Annotated in this window: 26 protein-coding genes; 15 read left to right on the top strand and 11 right to left on the bottom strand. The window is 62.4% G+C overall.

What is annotated here, in order from left to right:
* The first annotated feature begins 61 nt into the window (after positions 1–61).
* Both ACN9MW_RS06510 and ACN9MW_RS06505 read left to right on the top strand, forming a co-directional pair.
* Positions 62–1444, top strand: coding sequence for a peptidoglycan DD-metalloendopeptidase family protein (locus ACN9MW_RS06510; protein WP_426168833.1), 1383 nt, complete (start codon positions 62–64; stop codon positions 1442–1444).
* 82 nt (positions 1445–1526) lie between these two features.
* A complete protein-coding gene (locus ACN9MW_RS06505; protein ID WP_426168831.1) occupies positions 1527–2618 on the top strand; it encodes an anhydro-N-acetylmuramic acid kinase in 1092 nt (363 codons plus the stop codon).
* Between the two features lie 134 nt (positions 2619–2752).
* Here ACN9MW_RS06505 and erpA read toward each other — a convergent pair whose 3' ends face one another.
* The 5 genes from erpA to rplM all read right to left on the bottom strand — a co-directional run bounded on the left by erpA (position 2753) and on the right by rplM (position 5885).
* On the bottom strand, positions 2753–3109 hold the full coding sequence (erpA, locus tag ACN9MW_RS06500) for an iron-sulfur cluster insertion protein ErpA (RefSeq protein WP_028102302.1): 357 nt from the start codon (positions 3107–3109) through the stop codon (positions 2753–2755).
* Positions 3110–3167: 58 nt separating this feature from the next.
* Positions 3168–3833 carry a DUF6776 family protein gene (locus tag ACN9MW_RS06495; protein WP_426168828.1) on the bottom strand — a complete coding sequence of 222 codons (666 nt, stop codon included), beginning with the start codon at positions 3831–3833 and terminating at the stop codon, positions 3168–3170.
* 12 nt (positions 3834–3845) lie between these two features.
* Entirely contained in the window at positions 3846–4883 is a 1038-nt protein-coding gene (argC, locus tag ACN9MW_RS06490; RefSeq protein ID WP_426168825.1) for an N-acetyl-gamma-glutamyl-phosphate reductase, read from the bottom strand.
* Between the two features lie 171 nt (positions 4884–5054).
* Entirely contained in the window at positions 5055–5447 is a 393-nt protein-coding gene (gene rpsI / locus ACN9MW_RS06485; RefSeq protein WP_028102305.1) for a 30S ribosomal protein S9, read from the bottom strand.
* A 9-nt stretch (positions 5448–5456) separates the two neighbouring features.
* Positions 5457–5885 (bottom strand): 50S ribosomal protein L13, encoded by a 429-nt coding sequence (gene rplM / locus ACN9MW_RS06480; protein WP_028102306.1) that lies wholly within the window; start codon positions 5883–5885, stop codon positions 5457–5459.
* Between the two features lie 223 nt (positions 5886–6108).
* On the opposite strand from rplM, the gene ACN9MW_RS06475 reads away from it, so the two are divergent.
* Genes ACN9MW_RS06475 through ACN9MW_RS06460 form a run of 4 tightly spaced genes read left to right on the top strand, consistent with a single transcriptional unit; the run spans position 6109 to position 9891 of the window.
* Positions 6109–7527 carry an alpha/beta fold hydrolase gene (locus ACN9MW_RS06475; RefSeq protein ID WP_426168821.1) on the top strand — a complete coding sequence of 473 codons (1419 nt, stop codon included), beginning with the start codon at positions 6109–6111 and terminating at the stop codon, positions 7525–7527.
* A complete protein-coding gene (locus ACN9MW_RS06470; protein WP_426168818.1) occupies positions 7524–8258 on the top strand; it encodes an ATP-binding cassette domain-containing protein in 735 nt (244 codons plus the stop codon). The genes ACN9MW_RS06475 and ACN9MW_RS06470 overlap by 4 nt, the downstream gene beginning before the upstream one ends.
* A gap of 2 nt (positions 8259–8260) precedes the next feature.
* The gene (locus ACN9MW_RS06465; RefSeq protein ID WP_426168815.1) at positions 8261–9439 is read left to right on the top strand and encodes an ABC transporter permease; all 1179 of its coding nucleotides are present in this window, start codon (positions 8261–8263) and stop codon (positions 9437–9439) included.
* A gap of 29 nt (positions 9440–9468) precedes the next feature.
* On the top strand, positions 9469–9891 hold the full coding sequence (locus ACN9MW_RS06460) for an OsmC family protein (protein ID WP_426168813.1): 423 nt from the start codon (positions 9469–9471) through the stop codon (positions 9889–9891).
* Here ACN9MW_RS06460 and ACN9MW_RS06455 read toward each other — a convergent pair.
* Together ACN9MW_RS06455 and ACN9MW_RS06450 are read right to left on the bottom strand one after the other, a co-directional pair.
* On the bottom strand, positions 9878–10438 hold the full coding sequence (locus tag ACN9MW_RS06455) for a flavodoxin family protein (protein WP_426168810.1): 561 nt from the start codon (positions 10436–10438) through the stop codon (positions 9878–9880). The genes ACN9MW_RS06460 and ACN9MW_RS06455 overlap by 14 nt on opposite strands.
* A complete protein-coding gene (locus ACN9MW_RS06450) occupies positions 10435–10908 on the bottom strand; it encodes a DUF2938 domain-containing protein (RefSeq protein ID WP_426168808.1) in 474 nt (157 codons plus the stop codon). Before ACN9MW_RS06450 ends, ACN9MW_RS06455 begins: the two co-directional genes overlap by 4 nt.
* A 66-nt stretch (positions 10909–10974) precedes the next feature.
* Between ACN9MW_RS06450 and ACN9MW_RS06445 the strand changes: the two genes are divergently transcribed.
* From ACN9MW_RS06445 to ACN9MW_RS06430, 4 genes are all read left to right on the top strand, one after another.
* A complete protein-coding gene (locus ACN9MW_RS06445) occupies positions 10975–11382 on the top strand; it encodes a helix-turn-helix domain-containing protein (RefSeq protein ID WP_426168805.1) in 408 nt (135 codons plus the stop codon).
* Between the two features lie 76 nt (positions 11383–11458).
* Complete coding sequence (locus ACN9MW_RS06440) at positions 11459–12307, top strand: DUF2167 domain-containing protein (RefSeq protein WP_426168802.1); 849 nt, start codon at positions 11459–11461, stop codon at positions 12305–12307.
* Positions 12304–13044, top strand: a complete 741-nt coding sequence (locus ACN9MW_RS06435) for a hypothetical protein (RefSeq protein ID WP_426168800.1) — start codon at positions 12304–12306, stop codon at positions 13042–13044. The genes ACN9MW_RS06440 and ACN9MW_RS06435 overlap by 4 nt, the downstream gene beginning before the upstream one ends.
* Positions 13045–13132: 88 nt before the next feature.
* On the top strand, positions 13133–13360 hold the full coding sequence (locus tag ACN9MW_RS06430) for a hypothetical protein (protein ID WP_426168797.1): 228 nt from the start codon (positions 13133–13135) through the stop codon (positions 13358–13360).
* Positions 13361–13370: 10 nt separating this feature from the next.
* Here the strand turns inward: ACN9MW_RS06430 and coq7 are convergent, their stop codons facing one another.
* The 3 genes from coq7 to ACN9MW_RS06415 form a co-directional block, all read right to left on the bottom strand.
* On the bottom strand, positions 13371–14009 hold the full coding sequence (gene coq7 / locus ACN9MW_RS06425; RefSeq protein ID WP_426168794.1) for a 2-polyprenyl-3-methyl-6-methoxy-1,4-benzoquinone monooxygenase: 639 nt from the start codon (positions 14007–14009) through the stop codon (positions 13371–13373).
* A 46-nt stretch (positions 14010–14055) separates the two neighbouring features.
* Entirely contained in the window at positions 14056–14493 is a 438-nt protein-coding gene (locus ACN9MW_RS06420) for a hypothetical protein (protein WP_426168791.1), read from the bottom strand.
* A 127-nt stretch (positions 14494–14620) separates the two neighbouring features.
* Positions 14621–15067 carry a hypothetical protein gene (locus tag ACN9MW_RS06415; protein WP_426168788.1) on the bottom strand — a complete coding sequence of 149 codons (447 nt, stop codon included), beginning with the start codon at positions 15065–15067 and terminating at the stop codon, positions 14621–14623.
* Between the two features lie 225 nt (positions 15068–15292).
* Here ACN9MW_RS06415 and ACN9MW_RS06410 point away from each other — a divergent pair, with 225 nt between their 5' ends.
* The 5 genes from ACN9MW_RS06410 (at position 15293) to ACN9MW_RS06390 (ending at position 21505) form a co-directional block, all read left to right on the top strand.
* The gene (locus ACN9MW_RS06410) at positions 15293–16186 is read left to right on the top strand and encodes an ABC transporter ATP-binding protein (RefSeq protein ID WP_426168785.1); all 894 of its coding nucleotides are present in this window, start codon (positions 15293–15295) and stop codon (positions 16184–16186) included.
* A gap of 11 nt (positions 16187–16197) precedes the next feature.
* Positions 16198–19773 (top strand): M1 family aminopeptidase, encoded by a 3576-nt coding sequence (locus ACN9MW_RS06405; protein WP_426168782.1) that lies wholly within the window; start codon positions 16198–16200, stop codon positions 19771–19773.
* Between the two features lie 80 nt (positions 19774–19853).
* Positions 19854–20273, top strand: coding sequence for a DUF3597 domain-containing protein (locus ACN9MW_RS06400; RefSeq protein WP_426168780.1), 420 nt, complete (start codon positions 19854–19856; stop codon positions 20271–20273).
* Positions 20274–20282: 9 nt separating this feature from the next.
* Positions 20283–20975, top strand: coding sequence for a hypothetical protein (locus tag ACN9MW_RS06395; RefSeq protein WP_426168778.1), 693 nt, complete (start codon positions 20283–20285; stop codon positions 20973–20975).
* Positions 20972–21505, top strand: a complete 534-nt coding sequence (locus ACN9MW_RS06390) for a hypothetical protein (RefSeq protein WP_426168776.1) — start codon at positions 20972–20974, stop codon at positions 21503–21505. The genes ACN9MW_RS06395 and ACN9MW_RS06390 overlap by 4 nt, the downstream gene beginning before the upstream one ends.
* On the opposite strand, the gene ACN9MW_RS06385 is transcribed toward ACN9MW_RS06390, so the two are convergent.
* Entirely contained in the window at positions 21502–22617 is a 1116-nt protein-coding gene (locus ACN9MW_RS06385; protein ID WP_426168773.1) for a succinylglutamate desuccinylase/aspartoacylase family protein, read from the bottom strand. The genes ACN9MW_RS06390 and ACN9MW_RS06385 overlap by 4 nt on opposite strands.
* Positions 22618–22624 lie beyond the last annotated feature (7 nt).

The raw sequence follows: 22624 nt of genomic DNA, 5'->3' as shown, positions 1-22624 counted from the left end.
ACAACTTAGAACAAAATACCAAGAATCCTGAAAGTTCAAGCGGCAAATTTTAACTGATTGCATGAACCCTATAAACAAGTTCACAAGCTCCGGCTTGCACAATCTGCTAGGTTCGACGCGTAAGGCGCGGATCATCAGCGCATCGGCGATCTTCCTTGCCGTATGCGCTTTTGGTGCTGCTGGCGTGGCTCCGCTCGCCCCCGATCCAAGCGACCTGCCCGTGAAGACCGTTGCCCAGGAAATCCAGCTGCCGGACCTGAGCTCGCAGATTACCGCCCTGCAGAAGCAAGAAGCTACCCAGACTTACGTCCACGAAGAAAAGATCCGCGCCGGCGACACCCTCGCGACGCTGCTCAATCGCCTGGGCGTGGAAGACGACGCTGCAGAAACCTTCATCAAGAAAGACAAGACCGCGCGCGCCATCATGCAGCTGCGCAGCGGCAAGCGCGTGCAGGCGCAGACCGACGAAAACGGCAACCTGCTGTGGCTGAAGGCCACCGTTGTGGACGGCAAAGACAATCCCGTCAAGAATATTATGGTCACCCGCTCGGGCGACGCAGAGTTCACGGCTGAAGAGACCGCCGCGAAACTGGAACGCCGCATTGAAATGCGCGCGCGCGAAATCACCACATCCCTGTATGCCGCGACCGACTCGAGTTCCGACGGCAGCAGCCTGCCCGACACCGTCGTCGCGCAGATCATTGAAATGTTCTCCACCAACATCGACTTCCGTTCCGACCTGAAGCGCGGTGACCGTTTCAACGTGGTGTATGAAACCTTCTGGCAGGACGGCGAGTTCGTGCGCGCCGGCCGCATCCTGGCAGGCGAATTCACCAACAAGGGCACCACCTACCAAAGCGTGTGGTTTGAAGATCCGCTGACCAAGTCGGGCGGCGGGTACTACAGCTTCGACGGCAAATCGCTGAAGAAGGCCTTCCTGAAATCGCCGCTGGAATTCTCGCGTATTTCGTCCGGCTTCGGCATGCGCTCGCATCCGATCTCCGGCAACTGGAAGCAGCACAAAGGCACCGACTTCGCCGCGGCGACCGGCACCCCGATTCGCGCAGCCGGCGACGGCGTGATCGATTTCGCCGGCGTGCAAGGCGGCTACGGCAACGTGGTCGTGATCAAGCACTGGGCCAACTACTCCACCGCCTACGCGCACATGAGCCGCTTCGGCGCCGGCATGAAAAAGGGTGCCAAGGTCAACCAAGGCGACATCATCGGCTACGTCGGGACCACCGGCTGGTCGACCGGCGCCCACCTGCACTACGAATTCCGCGTCGCAGGCGAAGCCAAGGACCCGAACAAGCTGAACATTACGGCCCAAGCCCCGCTGACGACTGCCGAACTGGCGCGCTTCAAATCGGTGGCCGGCGACATGATCCACCGCTTCGCCCTGCTCCGTTCGAACGACAAGACCAACACCCTCGCCGCCAAGTAATCCGGCGGCAAAGGAATAAAAGGCGCACAAAGGTGCGCCTTTTTTTTATTTGACTCAACTGCCCCCGAACTACAATAGGACCATGAGCTTATATATCGGAATGATGTCGGGTACCAGCCTGGACGGCGTGGATGGCGTCCTCGTGGACTTTTGGGCCGGTGCTGCGCGCACCATGTCGGCGGCGTACGTGGAGTTCCCGCAGTCGCTGCGCAACGAGCTGATGGCGCTGCAAGCCGCCTCTCCTAACGAAATCGAGCGCGAAGCGCTGGCCGCGAACAAGCTGGCCGAACTCTATGCGGATTGCGTGGCCGAGCTGCTGGCCAAGGCTGAAATGAAATCGGCTGACGTGCGCGCCGTGGGTGCGCATGGGCAGACCATCCGCCACCGCCCCGAGCTCGGCTTCACGCGCCAGATCATTAACGCCGCCCTGCTGGCCGAGCTGAGCGACATCGACGTGATAGCCGACTTCCGCTCGCGCGATGTCGCAGCTGGCGGCCAGGGCGCCCCGCTGGTGCCAGCAGGCCATAAAGCGCTATTTGGCAAGGAAGGCAAGATGCGCGTGCTGGCCAATATCGGCGGCATCGCCAACATCTCCCTGCTGCATAAAGACGGTACGGTTGGCGGCTATGACACCGGTCCCGGCAACGTGCTGATGAATGCCTGGATCGCGCGCCACAAAGGCGTGGAATACGACGACAACGGCGCCTGGGCCGCCACCGGCAAGGAAATACCCGGCCTGCTGGCCACGTTGCTGGCCGAACCCTACTTCGCCCAGCCCGCGCCGAAGAGCACCGGTCGCGACCTGTTCCATGCCGACTGGCTGGACACCCGCCTGGCGGCTTTCGCCGAAGCCAGGCCGGAAGATGTGATGTTCACCCTGTTGCGCCTGACTGCAGTCAGCCTGGCACGCGAAGTCGCCCCTCACGGCGCGGATGCACTCTACGTCTGCGGCGGCGGCGCCTACAACGCCACGCTCATGCGCGAGTTGCAAGCGGAACTGGGAGAGTCGACCAACGTTCAGTCCACCGACGCGCTGGGCGTACCGCCCAACCGGGTAGAAGCGATGGTGTTCGCGTGGCTGGCCTACCGTTTCGGCGAACGCCTGCCCGGCAACCTGCCCTCCGTCACCGGCGCGCGCGGCGAGCGCATCCTCGGCGTCCTCTACCCCCGTTAACGGCCGAGCCCGTGTCACACCATGGGGTCACACCCCGAAGAGTGACACGGGCTCGTCCGTGCAATGGCAGAGAGCGTGTCACTCTTGGGGTGTGACCCCACGGTGTGACACGGGCTGAGCCGTAATGGCTTTGCTTAGACGGAGAAGGAGGAACCGCAGCCGCAAGTCGAGGTCGCGGATGGGTTCTTGATCACGAATTGCGCGCCTTCCAGGTCGTCCTTGTAGTCGATCTCGGCGCCTACCAGGTATTGGTAGCTCATCGAGTCGATCAACAGCTGGACGCCGTTCTTCACCATGGTGGTGTCGTCTTCATTGACGATTTCGTCAAAGGTGAAACCGTATTGGAAGCCGGAGCAACCGCCACCCTGCACGAATACGCGCAGCTTCAGGTCCGGATTGCCTTCTTCTTCAATCAGTTGCGCTACTTTCTCGGCCGCGGCGTCGGTGAAAACGATCGGTGCCGGGATCACGTCTTCGGCTACTGCAGTCATGTGTTACTCCTACTTAAAATCAGTTGTCCCATTATAGTCCATGCCGGACTTGGCCGCTTTAGAGGCTGCGCACAGTCGTTGTTTCATCGGCAACGATTTTGCCCTTTTCCGACAGGCTGACCTTGACTGCCACCACTTTCAGGCCTTCCGGCAGTTCCAGCGTGCCGTCAACGCGCTGGTAGCGGTCCACTTTCAGGTCGTAGCGCTCGGCGCCATCCTTCGGGTATTCAAGCACCGCTTTCTTGCCATCCTGGATGACGGCAACCGACAGCTTGAGCCGGCCGGAGAAGGCGGATGGGCCCTTCTTCTTCGCACCATATTGGAGCAGAACCGTGTAATGCAAGAGCTTTGGCGCCGCCATGCGGGCTTGCATGCCGCGGATGAGCAGGCCGGAACCGGCTTTCGCTGGCGGCAGCGCTTCTTCCAGCAGGGCCAGGTCGGCATTCAATTTTGCCAGTTCGGCATCGGAAGCGGCCGGTGCAGGCGCTGCCACGGGAACAGCCTTCAGCTTTGCAGCCAATTCATCGCGCTCAGCCGATACACGGGCCAGTTCCAGCTCAGCCGCGGCGAGTCGCTTTGCAACGGTAGGGCCGGATTCGCCTTTCGATACGCCAACCACGCGCTTGCCCAGGTCGACGCCCCACATCGCCAGCGCGCCGCCGGCGACCAGGACCGCAGCCAGGCCAAACACGCGTGCCAGCATTGGCACGCGCGCCTGTTCCATGCGGCCTTCCACTTAAGGCATCAGGGCGATGGTTTGCAGGCCCAGGCCTTCGTCCAGGCCGAACATCAGGTTCATGCACTGCACGGCCTGGCCGGATGCGCCCTTGACCAGGTTGTCCTGCACCACCAGCACGATCAGGGTGTCGCCATTGTTCGGGCGATGCAGCGCCAGGCGCAGCATATTGGCGCCGCGGGTGCTGCGGGTTTCCGGGTGCGAACCCCATGGCATCACGTCGACGAACGGCTGGTCGGCGTAGGCGTCTTCGAACAGCTTTTGCAGCTCTTCGTTCGACACTTCCTTGGTCAGGCGCGCATACAGGGTCGAGTGCATGCCGCGGATCATCGGGGTCAGGTGCGGGGTGAAGATCAGGTTGACCTTCTCGCTGGTGAAGCGCTGCAGCTGGGCCGCTGTTTCCGGGGTGTGGCGGTGGCCGCTCACGCCGTAGGCCTTGAAGTTGTCCGACGATTCGGAGAACAGGGTGCCGATTTCCGCCTTGCGGCCGGCGCCGGACACGCCGGACTTGCAGTCGGCGATCAAGTGGCCGGCATCGATCAGGCCGGCCTTCAGCAGCGGCACGAAGCCGAGCTGCATGGTGGTCGGGTAGCAGCCCGGGTTGGCGATCAGGTTTGCCTTCTTGATGTCTTCGCGGTTCAGCTCAGGCAGGCCGTACACGGCTTGCTCCAGCAGTTCAGGCGCGGTGTGGTCGATCTTGTACGTCTTTTCGAATACGGCTCGGTCCTTGATGCGGAAGTCTGCCGCCAGGTCGATCACCTTCACGCCCTTGGCCAGCAGTTCCGGCGCCTGCGCCATGGCCACGCCGTGCGGGGTGGCGAAGAACACCACGTCGCACTGGGTCAGGTCGACCTTGTCCGGCGAGGAGAAGGCGATATTCACGCGGCCACGCAGGGAAGGATACATCTCAGCCACCGGCAAGCCATCTTCCTTGCGCGAGGTGATCGCGGTCAGTTCGACTTCAGGGTGCGCGGCTAACAGTCGCAGCAGTTCCACGCCCGTGTAACCAGTGCCGCCGACGATGCCTACTTTGATCATTTTCTTTCCTTGCGTGGGTTGTTTATGTGAGGGGGCCATTTTATCAAAACCGGTAAAACGGTGCCTGACCCGCAGGGTCAGGCACCTGATACACGGCGGCCGCAGGCTACCGGTTCTAAAAATAAAAAAAGCCGCTGGAGACCAGCGGCTTTTTGTACGAGAGCGTAAAGATTAACGCTTCGAGAATTGCTTTGCGCGACGTGCTTTGCGCAGACCAACTTTTTTACGTTCAACTTCACGCGCATCGCGAGTGACGAAGCCGGCACGTGCCAGGTCGCCCTTCAGGCCTGCATCGTAGTCGATCAGCGCACGGGTGATGCCGTGACGCACAGCACCTGCCTGGCCGGACTCGCCGCCGCCGTGCACGTTGACTTTAATGTCGAAACGTTCAACGTTGCCGGTCAGTTCCAGCGGCTGACGGATCACCATCAGGCCGGTTTCACGGGAGAAGTACTCAGCTGCTGGCTTGCCGTTCACGATGATCTGGCCGGTGCCAGCTTTGATGAACACGCGAGCAACTGCACTCTTGCGACGGCCGGTGCCGTAGTTGTAGTTACCGATCATGTCAGTTCCTTAGAATTCGAGTGCTTTAGGTTGCTGGGCAGCGTGCGGGTGGGAACCCTCAGCGTACACTTTCAGCTTCTTGATCATGGCGTAGCCCAGAGGACCCTTCGGCAGCATGCCTTTCACTGCCTTTTCCAGGGCGCGGCCTGGGAAGCGCTGTTGCATCTTCAGGAAGTTGGTCTCGTAGATGCCGCCTGGGTAACCGGAGTGACGGTAGTAGGTCTTCTCGGTTGCTTTGGTACCGGTCACGCGCAGTTTGCCTGCGTTCACGACAACGATGAAGTCGCCGGTGTCAACGTGAGGGGTGAATTCTGGCTTATGCTTGCCGCGCAGTCGGCGTGCCACTTCGCTGGCAACACGGCCGAGGACTTTGTCCGTCGCGTCAATCACGAACCAATCGCGCTGGACTTCATGGCCCTTAGCGGAAAAAGTTTTCATGTTTGAACTTTCTGTGAAAGATAAAAAACGCTCTATCGGTGGTTCCGCCCCTGTGCTTCAGCGGACGCATCCTTCTTGTTTAATTTTCCCGAGCGAAAAGGAAAGCTGGCGATTATAGCCCGGCCGGGCCCGCCGGGTCAACCCCGCCCTGTACCGAGTTGCCGTTGCTAAGCAGATATTGCCGAGCTACTATGGAACCCCAGAATCACAAGAGGAGACGGCCATGCGATCGCTTATGCTGGCCACGTTGTTAGCCCTTGGCCTTGGTCCGGCAATGGCGCAGGCCGAGCCAGGCAAAAGCTGCCACCTGCCTGGCGCCGAAGAAGCCCTGCGCTGCATTCGCCTGGCGGTGCCGCTCGACCACCATGCGCCGGGCGCCACCCTCAGCCTGCACGTTGCCGTCGCCCCCGCCCTGCGCGAATCGGCGCGGCGCGATCCGCTGTTCCTGCTGGCCGGCGGTCCTGGCGAAGCCGGTTCCGACCTGGTGCCCTTGCTGAACACCACTTTCCGCAAGGTGCGCGCCACGCGCGACATCGTGCTGATCGACCAGCGCGGCACCGGATTATCCGGCAAGCTCGATTGCAAACCAGGCAAGAATGCCGAAACGGCCACGGAAGACGAATTGCTGGCCGAGACCCGTGCCTGCATCAAGGGGTTGAACAAGCGCTTCAATCTATATACGACCGAACAGGCGGCGCGCGACATCGAAGCGGTGCGCGGCGCCCTCGGTTATGGCCGCATCAATGTCTGGGGCGGCTCCTACGGCAGCCGCCTGGCCCAGGCCTATGCCCGCCTGTACCCCGGCAGCGTGCGCGCCCTGGTGCTGGATGGCGTGGCGGCGCCCGACCAGGTGGTGCCGGCCGGCGCGCACGATGCGCAGGCGGCGCTCGACGCCCTGTTCAAGCAGTGCGCCGACGATACGGTCTGCGCCACCGCCTTCCCCAGCCTGCGCTCCGAGTTCGAGGCGCTGGCGGCGCGCCTGGCCAAGGCGCCGCAATCGCTCACGCTGCCCGATCCGCGTACGGCGGAAACCACCAAGGTCGAAATGACCAGCATGCGCTTTATCGGCACCGTGCATAACATCCTGTATTCGCAGGCGGACAGCCGGCGCCTGCCCTTCCTCATCCACAGCGCCTACCAGGACCGCTGGCAGCCCTTCATCGCGCGCAGCAATGTGTCGCGCGATTTCTCCTCCGAGGGCGGGCCGGCCATGCCGCTGCACCTGGCCGTGGTCTGCGCCGAGGACTTCCCGCGCCTGACGCCGCAATTGCTGGAAGAGGATACAAAAGGCTCCTTCCTCGGCGCGCCGCAGATCATGCGCATCGGGACAATGTGCGAAACCATCGCCGTGCCGGCCGTGCCTTACAAGGAGCCGACTGTGATCGAAGCGCCGGTGCTGCTGATGTCCGGCGCACTCGACCCGGTCACGCCGCCGCGCCGCGCCGAAGCGGCGCGCAAGTACATGAAGAATGCCCAGCACCTGATCGTGAAGAATGGCGGGCATATCGTATCGCCGCTCGGATGCATGCCGCGCCTGCTGCGCGGCTTCCTCGACCAGCCCGGCGTCCCGGTGAAGGCGGAATGCCTGAACGAAATCCCGGCGCCGACTTTCCAGCTCAATAGTGCAGGGCCACAGCCATGATCGAAGTCCATAACCTCTGCAAGCGCTTCGGCAAGGTGCAGGCGCTGGCGGGCGCCAGCTTCACCGCGCGCGACGGCATCATCACCGCCCTGCTCGGACCGAACGGCGCCGGCAAGACCACCTTGCTGCGCACCCTGGTCGGCCTGCTGCAGCGCGACCACGGCACCATCTCCATCGACGGCGTCGATCCCGCCATCGATCCGATGGCGGTACGGCGCAACGTCGGCGTGCTGACCGACCAGTTCGGCCTGTATGAACGCCTGACCACGCGCGAATACCTGCGCTACTTCGGCGAGTTGAACGACATGGCCGATGCCGCGATCGAACAGCGCACCAAGGAAGTCACCGAGCTGCTGTCGCTGGAAGACATCATCGACCGCCGCGCAAAAGGCTTCTCGCAAGGCCAGCGTATCAAGGTCGCCCTGGCGCGCACCCTGCTGCACCGGCCGCGCCACCTGCTGCTCGACGAGCCAAGCCGGGGCCTGGACGTGATGAGCACGCGCGCCCTGCGCCGCGCGCTGGCCGCGCTGAAGGCGGACGGCTGCTGCGTGATCATGGCAACCCACGTGATGCAGGAAGTGATCCACTCCTGCGACGACGTGATCGTGATCGCCAACGGCACCACGGTCACCCAAGGCACGCCGCAGCAGTTGTGCGAACAGGCCGGCTTGCCGAGCCTGGAAGATGCTTTCGTGCGCCTGGTCGGCACCGAGGAAGGGATCGAGCTATGAGGATGAAATTCCCCATCGTGCTGCGCAAGGAACTGGTGGAGACCCTGCGCGACCGCCGCGCCCTCAGCCTGCTGCTGCTGTTCGTGCTGATGTATCCGATCCTGGTCGGCTTCATGCTGCAGCGGCAAATCGACCGCGCCACCAAGCCGGAGCGCGAAGGCGTGGAACTGGCGGTGATCGGCAGCGAGCAGGCGCCAACGCTGATGAACCAGCTACGCCAGCGCAACGTGAACATCACCGAGCTTGAAGCCATGGGCGAAGAGGACATCAACGCCCTGCTGCGCAAGCAGACCGTGACGGCCGTGCTGCGCCTGACGCCGGAATTCGCCGAGAACTACCACGCCATGCGCCCGGCGCGGGTCGAGCTGTGGTTCGACTCCGCCTCCGACAGTTCGCGCAAGATCGACGAAGTGGAATTCGTGCTGCGCGATTACAGCCGCAATATCGCCAGTGCGCGCCTGCTGGCGCACGGCGTGTCGCCGGTCAACCTGAACCCGGTGCTGGTGCAGCGCTACGATGCCGGCACCAGTGCTTCGCGTTCGGCCAACACCATCAGCACCATGCTGGGCATCTTCTTCATCCCGGCCTTCATGTTCTGCATGAGCACCGCGGTCGACAGCACGGCCGGCGAGCGCGAACGGCGCTCGCTGGAGGTGCTGATGGCGCAGCCCCTGCGGCCGGCCGACCTGATCGTCGGCAAATGGCTGGCGGCTTCGCTGCTGTCGATTGTCGGCATCACACTGGAGCTGGCGATCGCGCACGGCATTTTGAAATGGCTGCCGCTGGAGGAAATCGGCCTGTCCTGGCGCCTGGGCTGGCGCGACCTGGCCATGGTGTGCCTGGCCTCCGCCACCCTGTCGCTATTCGCCGCGGCGCTGGAAATCGCCCTGGCCATCAACGCCCGCTCCTTCAAGGAAGCCCAGACCCTGGTCAGCTTCACCATGATCGTGCCGCTGGTTCCGGTGATCCTGGTGCCGATGATGAACCTGACCAATAGCTGGTGGATGTACATGGTGCCCGTGCTGTCCAACCAGACCCTGCTGCGCGAGCTGGCCAAGGGCGGCAGCATTGGCATGCTGCCCTTCCTGCAGACCTTCTTCAGCAGCCTGCTGCTGGCCATGCTGTGCGTCTGGTATACCGAGCGGCGCATGAAGAGCGAGAAATACATGATGACCGTATAATGCCCGGACGCATTTAACGGAGAGTTCAGATGGAAGTTAAAGTTAGCTGGAATGGCCCGTCGGGCATGAGTTTCCGCGCCCAGACCGGTTCTGGCCACATGGTCGCCATGGACGGCGCCCCGGAAGGCGGCGGCCATAACCTGGCGCCGCGCCCGATGGAGATGGTGTTGCTGGGTACCGGCGGCTGCACCGCCTACGACGTGGTGCTGATCCTGAAGAAGGGCCGTGCCGACGTACGCGGTTGCGAAGTGGTGCTGCAAGCCGAACGCGCCGAGACCGAGCCCAAGGTTTTCACCAGGATCAACTTCCACTTCGTCGTCACCGGCAAGGACCTGAAGCCGGAAGTGGTCGACCGCGCCATCACCCTGTCCCACGACAAGTACTGCTCCGCCAGCATCATGCTGGCCAAGACGGCGCAGATCACCCACAGCTTCGAAATCATCGAAGCCTGATCAAGGTCTCGGCAAAACCCTGCCCGAACATGCGGGCGGTCTTGATGTCCCCCGCAGGGAATTCATGCGCCGCCGTGCCGTGCCCGGCCTGCGCCATCAGGCCGGACCAAGACCCCAGGCGATTGGCAGCTTCGTCGTAAGGCACGCCTGAATGCTGCTCCGGCAGGATGGGATTGCCGGCCCAGATCATCCCGTGCTGCATGCAGAAGGTGAACATCGACACCAGCGTCGATTGCTTGTCCCCCGCTGGCAGCGACGATACCGTGAAGCCACCCGCCAGCTTGCCTTTCAGCTGCTGCGAGCGCCACATCTTGCCGGTGGCATCCATGAAGGTCTTGAACACGCCCGACACGCCGCCAAGATAGGTCGGCGAGCCAAGCAGCATGCCATCGTACTGCAGGAGCGCATCCGGCGCCGCTGCCAGCTCCGATGCCTTTAGCACATGCACCACCATTCCTGGCACGACGGCTGCGCCTTGCGCGATATGCGAGGCGATATGCTCCGTGTGGCCGTGGGCGCTGTGGTAGATCACTGCGAGTTTCTTCATTGCGCGATTCCTTTTATGAGTAAGGCGGAAAGATAAAGACCAAGTCCGAAGACGGTGTGATTGGCGACGCTGCGCAGGCAGTTCTTCAGCGGCGCCGGCGTTTTGCTGGACGCGATGCCCAGTCCCATCGAAGGCTGCATCACGAACAGCGGCGCTCCGACGGTGGCGATGCCGACTGCCAGCGCCGGGCCGATGCTCGGCGCATGCAGCCAGCCCTGGCCCGCCACCGCTACCAGCGCGCCGGCAAACGCCACGCCCGTTGCGTAATGCACCAGCCATCCCAGCGCGTGCTCGCCGCCGACCGCCGGCGAAGCCGCAATCGAGTCATGTGCGAAGCGGCCCTGCGCCAGGTGCCCGGCCCAACGGCCGATGAAGGCCATGTTCATAGTCTTCACGCCCATGCGCTTGAGCAGGACCAGCCACAAGTCGAACACGATGGTGGCGCCAATGCCGATGATGATGATTTCCATTGCAATCTCCGTGGTTGATGTGCACACTGTAGAAGTTGAAGTCAACTTCAAGTCAAGGGATTTTTGATGGATATCGCCGAAGTCGCGCAGCGCTCGGGCATGGCCGCCTCCACGCTGCGCTATTACGAGAAAAAAGGCCTGATCAAGCCGGTGGGCCGCAACGGCTTGCGGCGCACCTATGCGCCGGGCGTGCTCGACACGCTGGCCATCATTTCGCTGGGCCAGTCAGCCGGCCTGTCGCTGGACGAAATCGGCTCGATGTTCACGCCAGACGGCGGCACGTCCATCGACCGCGCCTTCCTTCTGTCCAAGGCGGAAGAGATCGAGGCCCTGGCCAAGCGCCTCAAGGCGATGAGCGAAGGGTTGCGCCACGCGGCGGCCTGCCCTGCGCCGAGCCATGCCGAGTGCCCAAAATTCCAGCGCCTGCTGAAGGCCGCGGCTTCCGGCGCCATTGAACGCAGCCTGCGGATGTGAGAAAGTACGCATTTTGGACGGCGTCCCTGCTGCTATCCTCTTGGGTTTATCCAAAATAACTCAACGGGGAATAACAATGAAGATTCGTAACTGGGTGATTGCGCTTGCACTGGTGCCGGTATTTGCCATGGCCGACATGACTGCAGAGCAGCGCAAGGCGGAATTCGACAAGCTGGATTGGCACACCGGCCCGCGCGCCGAAGCCATCGCCGGCAAGGCCACCCTGAAAACGCCAAGCGATAAAGTGCAATTCCTGGACGACAAGAACTCGCGTCGCTTCCTGGAGCTGACCGGCAACCTGCCGGAAGACGGCAACTACACCATCCTGGACACCGAGGGCGGCTGGTGGGCCACCTTCACCTTCGACCAGAGCGGCTACGTCAAGGAAGGCGACAAGATCGATGCCGACGCGCTGCTGAAAACCCTGAAGGAAAGCGACGAGCCAGCCAACGAAGAACGCAAGCGTCTCGGCCTGGGAGCCCTGTACACCGAAGGCTGGTACGTTCCGCCGCACTACGACGAAAAGACCAAGCAACTGGAATGGGGCCTGAAGCTGCGCTCGGATCACGGCGTTTCGCTGAACTACACCATCCGCCTGCTGGGCCGCAGCGGCGTGATGAGCGCGACCCTGGTGTCCTCGCCTGAAACGCTGGACGCCGACGTGGCGAGCTTCCGCAAAGTGCTGACCGGCTTCGATTACAACGACGGTGAAAAGTACTCCGAGTTCAAGCCGGGCGACCACGTTGCCGAATTCGGCCTGGCCGCCCTGGTGACCGGCGGCGCCGCTGTCATCGCGACCAAGAAAGGCTTCTGGGCTGCCGCGGCCCTGTTCCTGGCCAAGATGTGGAAACTGGTTGCAGTCGCTGGCGTGGCAGCCGTCGCTGGCCTGAAGTCGCTGTTCAAGAAGAAAGAAACCAGCAATTGATTGCCTTCCACGCCGAAATCCTGCTGGTAGCGGCCATGGCTGGCCTCTACCTGTACGACTCGGCGCGGCTGCTGCATTCGAATGAAGGCGTGCTGGCGGCCACCCTGGGTGGCCGCTGGTCGCTGCATTTCGGTGCCGAGCATTACACCTTGCGCGGCAAGGAGCCGTTTGTGCCGAATCCCCTGCTGCCGCACCGCCCTCTGTTCCCGCTGCGCTGGAAACAGCAGGTGGTCGCTGCGGCCCCGGCCTCGCAGCGCTGGACGCCGCCTTCGTTCGGCCCCTACAAGGTGCTGGCGCCGTTTATCTGGCTGATGGCGCTGTCCCTGTTCGGCCTTGTCCCAGCCGGCCTGTTCTCCCGCTACGGCAACGTGGCAATCGCCGCCGGCATCCTGCTATTCTATGCAGCCGCGCTGCTCGCACTGGCCTACGTCTGGTTCAAGCGCGGCGCCTTGCAGTTGACTGGCCGGCAGGTCGGCGCGCTGGCCTTCGAATCGCTGACGTGTCCCCCGTTCGCCCTGAACCTGGTGCGCCACATCAGCTGGCGCAACGCGCCTTCCGAAGAACTGGACTCCGCCAGCCGCCGCCTGCTGCGCAAGGATGACTGGACCGCCACCCTGCCGACCGTGATCAAACGCATCGACAACGCCATCGCCTGGGAAAACGAAGGCACGCCGCGTGCCAAGGCACTGAGCGAATACCACGCGGCGCTCAACCGCGAATTCACGTCAATTACCTGACGCGGAACTTTCCGCGCTCCTTCCTGTCCAAGCTCAAAGCCTCCCGCCACAAACTGCGGCAGAGTCTAAATCTGTCAAGGGAGGCAATATGGACTACGAGCCACGTATCGTTAAGCTAGAGGTGACTGTGGATACTTTGAAGGAAGAGCTCACGCTTTTGCGAGGCAAAGTCGACGAACGTTTCAACGAAATACACGCCGAACAACTTCAGTTACGTCTAGACTTCGAAAAACTGATCTATTGGGTCGCAGGCCTGACAGTCACGAACTTGCTGGCAATTATCGGGTGGGCATTGAAAGCTGCCGGATTTTTCTGAACATGCCCCATCAGATGTAATAGGTGGTCGAAGTCATGACCTTCGACATGGCTTTCATCGCAAGCTGGATAGGCAGCGGCGTTTTCTCGGCGCCCATGTCTTCCGCTGCCTTGCCGTGCGCGATTTCATCGACGCGCATTTGCTCCACGATGGCGCGGGACTTGGCATCCTGCGGCGGCAAGCGGTCCAGGTGGCTTGCCAAATGCGCTTCAACCTGGCGCTCGGTCTCCACCACGAAACCCAGGCTTTGCTTATCGCCCGCCAGCGCAGCAGCCGTGCCCAGCGCATAAGCGCCGGCATAGAACAAGGGGTTCAGGAAGCTCGGTTGCGAGCCCAGCTCCGACAAACGCTGCGCACACCATGCCAGGTGATCTTCCTCTTCCCGGCTGGCCTTGTCGAAGGCCGCACGCGCCTCATCGCTCTTGGCAAAGCGCGCCTGCGAGTTGTACAGCGCCTGCGCCATCACCTCGCCCACATGGTTCACCCGCATCAGGCCCGCGCTGTGGCGATGCTCCTGCTCCGTCATCTCCGCATCTGCCGCATGCACCGCCGGATTCGGGCGCGATGCCGAATGCACGCCAGCCAGCACGCGCAACGCCTTGTCGGCGCCAGTGATGAAACGGTCGAGGGGATTGTGGTAGCGGTTCATGATGGTTCGTCCAGCTTGTTCGGAAAACCACATTATATGCCCGGCACTAGCTATTTTTCACCACGCTGCATTGCAGCGACTTTGCGTCTTTATCAATGATAAGATGGACGTTGTAGTACTCCACCACAATCCTGCCATCGATATATTTGATTGTTGAACCGCGGCCGTCGACATCGCAGGGCGTGAAAAGCACCGCATACGAATCATTGACCAAACCGGTCATCTCGTCTCGCATCAGCCCCGATGTTTTCTCCTCCATTCGATTGCCCTTCTGAAGGACAACGAGGCTGACAGGACGCTTTGGCGACTTCGTGCTCCAGACAGTCACCGTGGTGTCCAGTTCCGGAATGTAGTCATAGCCTGAGCCGAGCCACGGCTGTGACGAAAACGGATACGGCGCGAACCCCCAAAAATAAACTGCGGTGACCAGCGATGACAGCGCCGCGACACCAAAATACTTCAACATTTTTTTCATCGCAATCACGCCAATAGCCAATTGGCCCTTGGGCGCAGCTGGAGCGCTACACGATCAGCGTCCCTGCCGCAGCATTCAAAGCTAGCAATTCGGCAGAACTCGCGGTTTCCAAGGCAGGGGCCAACCCAAGCAAGAATCAACTTCCCTCCCGCAGGATGCGCTGCTTCTCCAGCCAGTCTGCCACCGGGCCGCGAGCGTCGATTTTGGAGATGTCTTTTGCCACGCCCAGGTTCAGGCCCAGCAGGAAGGGTATCGAATCGACCGGCACTTCCGGCAGGTAGTCCGCCATGGCCCGCATGAAGCGCGGCGAGTCCAACACCTCCACCACCTTCCCGCCGCTCAGGAACTGCAGGATGCTGGTCATGCTATGCCCGCCGCCTATCGAGCGGTAGACGAAACGGTTGAAGGCCTTGTCCAGCGCCTTGAAATCCAGCTGCTCCTTGGTCATCAAGCTGGCCAGGTAATACAGCCCGATCGCGGTGCGGAAAAAGCCGGTGGACTCGCTGGCCGTCAGCCCGCAACGGGTCACCGTCAGGATCTTTTCCTGTATAGCAGCGTCGAGTTTTGGATGGTGTACTTGCATGTCAAGGAACTATATAGCACTTTTGTCCAGATTTGTTCCTTGCGCGGGGGTATCAGACTTGTTACCCTTGAAACTTTAGTGCTAAACCAAGGCCGGAAGCGCACTTTTCGCTCCCCGGAAAGTGCATCCTGGGGCGCTGAATGTGCGGGCTATCGCATGCGGGCAACCGATATGTCGCGCATTCAATACAATGCCATCATGTGAAAAGGGGTTAGCGGAGCCACCATGCAATTGCGCATCAAGAATTTATCGAAGACCTATGCCAATGGGGTCGTCGCGCTCGACAACGTGTCGCTGACCATCCCGTCCGGCATGTTCGGCCTGCTGGGCCCGAACGGCGCCGGCAAGTCGACCCTGATGCGTACCCTGGCCACCCTGCAGGAGTGCGATTCCGGTTCGGTGTTCTTCGGCGACCTGGATGTGCTGGATGAAAAGGACGAAATCCGCCGCCTGCTCGGCTACCTGCCGCAGGATTTTGGCGTCTACCCGAAAGTGACCGCCTATGAGATGCTCGACCATTTCGCGATCCTGAAAGGCTTGTCCAATCGTTCCCGCCGCCGTGAGGTGGTCGACGGCCTGCTGCAGCAAACCAACCTGTTCGAAGTGCGCAACCAGCGCCTGGGTGGCTTCTCCGGCGGCATGCGCCAGCGCTTCGGCATCGCGCAGGCCCTGCTGGGCGACCCGAAACTGATCATCGTCGACGAACCGACCGCCGGCCTGGACCCGCAGGAGCGCGTGCGCTTCCACAACCTCTTGTCCGATATCGGCGAAGACCGCACCGTGATCCTGTCGACCCATATCGTGTCCGACGTGGCCGACCTGTGCGCCAATATGGCCATCATCAACAAGGGCAAGCTGATGGTGGCAGGCGCCACCCAGCAACTGATCGATGACGTGAGCTGCAAGATCTGGGCGCGCTTCATCGACAAGAAGGAGCTGTCCTATTTCCAGCAGCGCCATGCCGTGATCTCGACCCGCCTGATGTCCGGCCGCACCCTGATCCACGTCTACAACGACGACGATCCGGGCGACGGCTTCGAGGAAGCGCTGGGCGACCTGGAAGACCTGTATTTCGCGACCATCCTCGGCCGCCACGACGTCAGCAAAGCCTGCGACTGACCGGGGCCGCCATGTTCGCCATCGCCCTCTTTGAAGCGAAGCAGCGCCTGAAGCTGTTCTCGACCTGGGTCTACTTCGGCATGTTCCTGCTGCTGGCCGTCCTGTGGATGGCCGCCGCCGGCGGCGTGTTCAAGGAAGCCATCGTCAGTTTCGGCGGCCGCGTGTTCATCAATGCGCCGCGCTCGATCATGCTGACCTCCTCCTTCCTCGGCTGCATGGGCGTGATCATCGTCGCCGCCATGATGGGGCGCTCGGTGCAGCAGGACTTCGAGTACGAAACGCACCACTTCTTCTTTTCCGCCCCGATCCGCAAATTCCAGTACATGCTGGGCCGCTTCCTCGGCGCCTGGCTGGTGCTGTGCGTGGTGTTCGCCTCGATCCCGCTTGGTGTGTGGCTTGGCACGCAGGTGCCGGGCATCGATCCGGAGCGCCTCGGCCCCTTCAACCTGCTGCACTACCTGCTGCCTTACGCGCTGTCGCTGCTGCCCAACCTGTTCATCTTCGGCGCCATCTTCTTCGTGCTGGCGGCGCTGACGCGGCGCATGCTGCCGGTGTACGTGTCGAGCGTGGTCATGCTGGTTGGCTATATCGTGGCGCCGGGCCTGGCACGCGACCTTGACTACAAGACGCTGGCCGCGCTGATCGATCCATTCGGCACCACTGCCGTGATCCGCCTCACCGAATACTGGCCGATCGCCGAACGCAACGTGCGCCTGGTGCTGCCGGAAGGCGTATTCCTGCTGAACCGCGTGATCTGGTCTTCCTTCGCGCTCGTGGCGCTGCTGCTTGGCTACTGGCGCTTCCACTTCGTCAGCACGGTCGATAGCGGCGCAGCGGCGCGCACCGACAGCGACCTGCCGGCCAACCTGACCCAGGTTGCCGCCTCGACCAACGAGAAACCGGACTTCAAGGCGCGCAGCCTTGGCCTGCTGCTGATGCGCTTCAGCTACCTGAACCTGCGCGAGACCACCAAGAACATCTACTTCTTCGTCATCGTATTGGCCGGCGTGCTGACCATGTATGCCGGTTCGCTGGACATGGGCTCGATGTACGGCACCGGCACCTATCCTGTCACCTACCTGGTGCTGGAAATGGTGACGAACACCTTCTCGCTATTCATGCTGGTGGTGACCACCTTCTATGCCGGCGAATTGGTGTGGCGCGAGCGCGAACACCGCATGTCGCAAATGCTGGACGCGATGCCAGTGCCGAGCTGGCTGCCCATCCTGTCCAAGCTGTTTGGCCTGATCGGCGTGCAGGCGCTGTTGCTGTTCATCGTCATGCTGGTCGGCATGTCGATTCAGCTTTTCCGCGGCTACTTCAACCTGCAGCCCGGCCTGTATTTCGAATGGCTGTTCACCGTGCAACTGCCGGCCTGCGCCCTGATTGCCGTGCTGGCGATCGCCACCCAGGTGCTGGTGAACCACAAATACGTGGCCTACTTCGTGATGATCGTCTACTACGTGGCGACGATCACCTTCGCCACCCTCGGTCTCGACCATCCTTTGCTCATGTACGGCGTGACGCCGGAACTGCCCTACTCCGACATGAATGGCTTCGGCCACTTCATGGTGCGCGAGCGCTGGTTCGACTTGTATTGGGCCGGCGCCGCCGTGATGCTGATGGTGCTGACCGTGGTGTTCTGGCCGCGCGGCACCAACGAGGAATGGCGCCAGCGCGTCAGCCTGGCGCGCCACGGATTGACGCTGCCGGTGCTGGGCGCCTTCGGCGTCGGCCTGGCCGTGTTCGTCGGTGCCGGCGGCGTGCTGTCCTACAACCTGTGCGTCAACAATTTCAAGACCCACTTCGGGCGCGACGCATTGCGCGCCGATTATGAACGCAAGTACAAGCAGGTGCTGGACGTGGCCCAGCCGCGCATCACCGACGTGCGCCTTGGCCTGGACATGTACCCTGAGCAGCGCACCCTGAAAGTGAAAGGCTGGTACCAGCTCGAGAACAAGACCCTGCAGCCGATCAGCACCATCTACGTGCAGCAGGACACCGACGCGGACCTGCAGCCCTTGCAATTCGGCCGCAAGGCGTTCCGCGTCCTGAACGACACGGAGCTTGGCTTTTACAGCTATCGCCTGGAGCGGCCGCTGCAACCGGGCGAAAAGATCACGCTGGATTTTGTACTGAGCTACGAACCGAAAGGCTTCTTCAACCTCGGCAAGACCACGCCGGTGATGAACAACGGTACCTTCTTCAACAACACCGTGCTGCCGCACATCGGCTACCAGCGCCACGCCGAACTGACCGATCCGCGCGACCGCAAGAAACACGGCTTGCCGGCGCAGGAACGCAAGCTCCCGCGCGACGATCCGAAAGGCCTGGCCAGCAACTACATCGGCGCCGATGCCGACTGGGTCGGCTTTGAAGCGACCCTGGGCACTGCCGGCGACCAGACTGCCGTGGCGCCCGGTGCGCTGGTCAAGGAGTGGCGCAAGAACGGCCGCCGCTACTTCCATTACAAGATGGAACAGCCGATCCTCAACTTCTACGCCTTCCAGTCTGCCCGCTACGCGGTCAAGCACGACTGGTGGCAGGATGTCGGCATCGAGATCTACTACCAGCCGGGCCACGAGTACAACCTGGAGCGCATGGTCAAGGGCGTCAAGGATTCGCTCGACTATTACACACGCAACTTCAGCCCCTACCAGCACAAGATCGTGCGCATCGTGGAATTCCCGCGCTATGAGCGCTATGCGCAATCGTTCCCCAACACCATCCCGTATTCGGAAGCGGTGGGCTTTATCGCCCGCGTGGACGACAAGAACCCGAAAGACATCGACTACCCGACCTACGTCACGGCGCACGAAGTAGCGCACCAGTGGTGGGCGCACCAGCTCATCGGGGGCAACACGCGCGGCGCCACGGTGCTGAGCGAAACCCTGGCCGAATACTCGGCGCTGATGGTGATGAAGAAGAGCTTCGGCCCGCAGCGCATGCGCCGCTTCCTGCGCTATGACCTGAACAAATACCTGTTCGGCCGCGCCACCGAGAACAAGAAGGAACTGCCGCTGGCCGATAACGAAGACCAGGACTACATCCACTACCACAAGGGCAGCCTGGCCATGTACCTGCTGGCCGATATCGTGGGCGAGGCCAAGGTCAACGAATTGCTGGCGGAACTACTGCGCAAGTATTCCTACCACGGCGATCCGTATCCAAGCGTGACGGTGCTGGTGGACGGCTTGCGCCGCATCGTGCCGCCGGAGCAGGCCTACCTGGTGGATGACCTGTTCAATGCCATCGTGCTGTTCGACAACCGCCTGGTCAGCGCCACCGCCCAGAAGCGCGCGGACGGCAAATACGATGTCACGCTGGTGGTGCATGCCGCCAAGCTGCGTTCCGACGAACTGGGTGCGGAAAAGGAAGTCCCGTTGCACGACCTGATCGAGATCGGCGTCGACGACAAGGACGGCAATGTCCTGCTGCGTGAACGCAAGCTGGTCGACCGCAACGAATCGACCTTCAAGCTGGTCGTCAACGGCCGCCCGGCCAAGGCAGGCATCGATCCGGACAATAAACTGATCGACCGCAAGCCGGACGATAACCTGGGCAACGTGGACATCACCTCGCGCTAAGGTGCTCCAACGGTTAGACAGCGCACTTTGCGTCCAGCCCATGCTTGTTAAGCTTTTCCGCAAATGAAAGCGAGGCAAACATGGGCATCCTAAGCAAGATTTTCCACAAGATTTTCCCGTCGTCGCATCAAGAGGCCGCCCCATCACCGGCCTCTGGTGCGCCCTCTACTGCGCCGAGCGGGCCCGCGGCAACGCCCGCCCCCATCCCGACCCAGCCTGCCCCAGCGCCGGCCGCTGCGGAACCGGTCGACGTCGAAGCCATCCTCAACGCCAAGGCCGCCCAGGCAGGCCAGCCGCTGAACTGGCGCACGTCGATTGTCGACCTGCTCAAGCTGCTCGACATCGACTCCAGCCTGCAGGCCCGCAAGGAGCTGGCGCAGGAGCTGCACTACACCGGCGACTCCGGCGATTCGGCAGCCATGAATATCTGGCTGCACAAGCAAGTGATGCACAAGCTGGAGGAAAATGGCGGCAAGGTGCCCGCCGACCTGAAGGGGTAGAATGGCCGGATGAATTTCATCCGACGCGCGCTTGCCGGCGCCATACTGGCAACTTGCACCCTGCCGCTGCTGCCCTCGCAGGCGGCGGACCAGACCTACGGCACCCACGGCATGGCTCTGTTCGGCGGGCAGGAGGGGCTATACGCCTCCCACCTGCCGATGTTTCATGCGCCACACGACTACCAGGTGATCCTGCGAGTCCACATTGCCGACCAGGCCACCGATGCTGCACTGCGCAAGCGCCTGGACGGCAAGGATGCGCTGTGGACCATCGACCCGGAGAAGTTCGAGCTGAGCACCCTGGCGCCGGAAGCCAAGGCGCCGCGCAAGGAATTCAAGGCCGACCTGGTGCAGGGCCACTTCGAGCGCGGCGGCAGCGCCCAGTACAAAGGCGCCACGGTAGTGATCGACAAGGTGCTGTTGTTCCGCCAGCTGGACGGCAAGCCGCGCAACGCCGGCATGTCGCGCTACATGCAAGTCGGCAGCGGCGCACAGCGCTTCCTCGTCAAGGAAATCGACGGCCGTCCCGACTTCGACCATATCGTTTCCTACCACGCCGAGCCGGGTGCGCCGACCGCTGCGGTCCAGGTGCGCAAATGGGGCATGAAGGCCGCCGGCAACGACGCCCTGGCCATGGCGCTGAAGGCGAATACAGCAGCCGTCGGCGCTACCATCTATTTCGAAACCGAAGACTTGAAATGAGCGTACCGCAGGCATACGAAGGGCTGTGGCGCCGCAAGGGCATCTGGCGCGCCGACGGCAGCAGCGACCTGGTGACGCCGGTCTGGTGGTTCCAGGCCGCCGACTTCCATATCGACTTGCGCATTCCGGCCGACCGCAAGGCGATGACCGGTTTCGCCGGCACCACGGTGGTTGAGGGCGAACGCTGCGAGTGGCGCCCCGAGATCGCCTACCCCTTTGTGAGCCCCGAGCTGGACGCCGGTTTCATGCGCTTCGATCGTGAAGATGCGCTGCACGAAGCAGGCGTGGACGATAGCTACAAGGAAGACTGGTGGCGCGAAGCCGGCGGGCCGGTATCGTCCAGCCGGATGGTCCTGGACGATGGCCGCATCCAGTACCAGATCGCCTGCGGCGAATTCCTCGCCCGTGCAACGGGCAAGCCGCACAAGGCGGCTGAAATCACCATCTGGCGCCAGACGGCCGGCGGACCGTGGCGCATCATCGCCTCCACCACGGCCGCACGCGAAAACGTGATTGTCGAAACGCCTTAGAGGCTCAGCAGGCTGCCGCTGCGGAACGGCTTGTCGCCTGCGATCTTGGCCACGTTCATGCCGCGGATGATGTAGCGGTGCGACAGGCGCGTGAACAGCACGCCGTCGACCTCCGATTTTAATTGGGTGGTATCGCCGCTGACCGGGTCGATCAGGTCGGCGATCACGTCGCCGGCGCGCACGGCGGCGCCGACTTCCTTCAGGTAGACCAGCATGCCGGCATGCGGCGCATCGAGGCGCTGCGTGCCTTCCAGCGGCGTCGGCGCACAGCCCTGCTGCGGCACCTTGACGTCACCCGCGTCGACCAGCCCGCGCACGTGCAGATAGCCGATGATGGCATCCGCGTCCCGTGCAGCGAGCTCGTAGCTGACTTCCACTTCCCCGCGCAGTTCGACCGTCGCCGCCATGCAGGCCGATGGAATCGGGTAGTCCGGGCCGAAATGCGCGGCCAGGTCCCACCACAGGCGGCTGCAAGCTTCGTCGAACGGCTCGCCGCCGGCGCCGGTGGTGTGCAGCACGGCGCAGGCTCCCATCAGGTTGGCCAGCGGCTGGGCCGCCTCGCACAATGAGGTGCCCACGTACAGGTGCAGCTCGCCCTCGTTCTCGCAATGCAGGTCGAGCACGATGTCGGCATCGATGGCCATTTCAAACAGCGCTTTCTTGAGCGTGGTGGCATCCGATGTAGGCTGCCACTGGCCGGCCAGTTCGCGCAGGTGGCGGCGGATGGTGCGCACGTTGGCGTCGGCATCACTGCCCAGCTGGCCCTTCAGCCTGACCTTCAGCTGCTCGAAATAATGCGGGTAGCCGCGGTTGAAATTGATGCCGTTGCTGAGGTCAAAGCGCCCGAACGGGCGCTCGTTGATGACTTGCGCCAGCCCGATCGGATTGGCCGCAGGCACCAGGATCACCTCGCCCTTGACCTTGCCGGCCTCCTCGAGCGCTTGCAGGCGCTGGCGCAGCTCGTGCGCCACCAGCATGGCCGGCACTTCGTCAGCGTGCAGCGCTGCCTGGATATAGGCCTTGGGGCCGCCCGCCTTGCCGAAGTGGTAGCTGGTCAGTTCGTAATACACCGTGCCATAGGGCGCGGAGAGCGGATGCTTGATGGTTTCCATGTCTGCC

It is taken from the genome of Pseudoduganella sp. R-34, from assembly GCF_049904655.1.
Taxonomy (GTDB): domain Bacteria; phylum Pseudomonadota; class Gammaproteobacteria; order Burkholderiales; family Burkholderiaceae_D; genus Rugamonas.
This window is presented reverse-complemented; position numbering and strand designations above follow the sequence as displayed.

Coding starts and splice junctions, on each gene's coding strand:
- ACN9MW_RS06510 (WP_426168833.1), top strand. CDS start 62: ATGAACCCTATAAACAAGTTCACAAGCTCCGGCTTGCACAATCTGCTA.
- ACN9MW_RS06505 (WP_426168831.1), top strand. CDS start 1,527: ATGAGCTTATATATCGGAATGATGTCGGGTACCAGCCTGGACGGCGTG.
- erpA (WP_028102302.1), bottom strand. CDS start 3,109: ATGACTGCAGTAGCCGAAGACGTGATCCCGGCACCGATCGTTTTCACC.
- ACN9MW_RS06495 (WP_426168828.1), bottom strand. CDS start 3,833: ATGGAACAGGCGCGCGTGCCAATGCTGGCACGCGTGTTTGGCCTGGCT.
- argC (WP_426168825.1), bottom strand. CDS start 4,883: ATGATCAAAGTAGGCATCGTCGGCGGCACTGGTTACACGGGCGTGGAA.
- rpsI (WP_028102305.1), bottom strand. CDS start 5,447: ATGATCGGTAACTACAACTACGGCACCGGCCGTCGCAAGAGTGCAGTT.
- rplM (WP_028102306.1), bottom strand. CDS start 5,885: ATGAAAACTTTTTCCGCTAAGGGCCATGAAGTCCAGCGCGATTGGTTC.
- ACN9MW_RS06475 (WP_426168821.1), top strand. CDS start 6,109: ATGCGATCGCTTATGCTGGCCACGTTGTTAGCCCTTGGCCTTGGTCCG.
- ACN9MW_RS06470 (WP_426168818.1), top strand. CDS start 7,524: ATGATCGAAGTCCATAACCTCTGCAAGCGCTTCGGCAAGGTGCAGGCG.
- ACN9MW_RS06465 (WP_426168815.1), top strand. CDS start 8,261: ATGAAATTCCCCATCGTGCTGCGCAAGGAACTGGTGGAGACCCTGCGC.
- ACN9MW_RS06460 (WP_426168813.1), top strand. CDS start 9,469: ATGGAAGTTAAAGTTAGCTGGAATGGCCCGTCGGGCATGAGTTTCCGC.
- ACN9MW_RS06455 (WP_426168810.1), bottom strand. CDS start 10,438: ATGAAGAAACTCGCAGTGATCTACCACAGCGCCCACGGCCACACGGAG.
- ACN9MW_RS06450 (WP_426168808.1), bottom strand. CDS start 10,908: ATGGAAATCATCATCATCGGCATTGGCGCCACCATCGTGTTCGACTTG.
- ACN9MW_RS06445 (WP_426168805.1), top strand. CDS start 10,975: ATGGATATCGCCGAAGTCGCGCAGCGCTCGGGCATGGCCGCCTCCACG.
- ACN9MW_RS06440 (WP_426168802.1), top strand. CDS start 11,459: ATGAAGATTCGTAACTGGGTGATTGCGCTTGCACTGGTGCCGGTATTT.
- ACN9MW_RS06430 (WP_426168797.1), top strand. CDS start 13,133: ATGGACTACGAGCCACGTATCGTTAAGCTAGAGGTGACTGTGGATACT.
- coq7 (WP_426168794.1), bottom strand. CDS start 14,009: ATGAACCGCTACCACAATCCCCTCGACCGTTTCATCACTGGCGCCGAC.
- ACN9MW_RS06415 (WP_426168788.1), bottom strand. CDS start 15,067: ATGCAAGTACACCATCCAAAACTCGACGCTGCTATACAGGAAAAGATC.
- ACN9MW_RS06410 (WP_426168785.1), top strand. CDS start 15,293: ATGCAATTGCGCATCAAGAATTTATCGAAGACCTATGCCAATGGGGTC.
- ACN9MW_RS06405 (WP_426168782.1), top strand. CDS start 16,198: ATGTTCGCCATCGCCCTCTTTGAAGCGAAGCAGCGCCTGAAGCTGTTC.
- ACN9MW_RS06400 (WP_426168780.1), top strand. CDS start 19,854: ATGGGCATCCTAAGCAAGATTTTCCACAAGATTTTCCCGTCGTCGCAT.
- ACN9MW_RS06395 (WP_426168778.1), top strand. CDS start 20,283: ATGAATTTCATCCGACGCGCGCTTGCCGGCGCCATACTGGCAACTTGC.
- ACN9MW_RS06390 (WP_426168776.1), top strand. CDS start 20,972: ATGAGCGTACCGCAGGCATACGAAGGGCTGTGGCGCCGCAAGGGCATC.
- ACN9MW_RS06385 (WP_426168773.1), bottom strand. CDS start 22,617: ATGGAAACCATCAAGCATCCGCTCTCCGCGCCCTATGGCACGGTGTAT.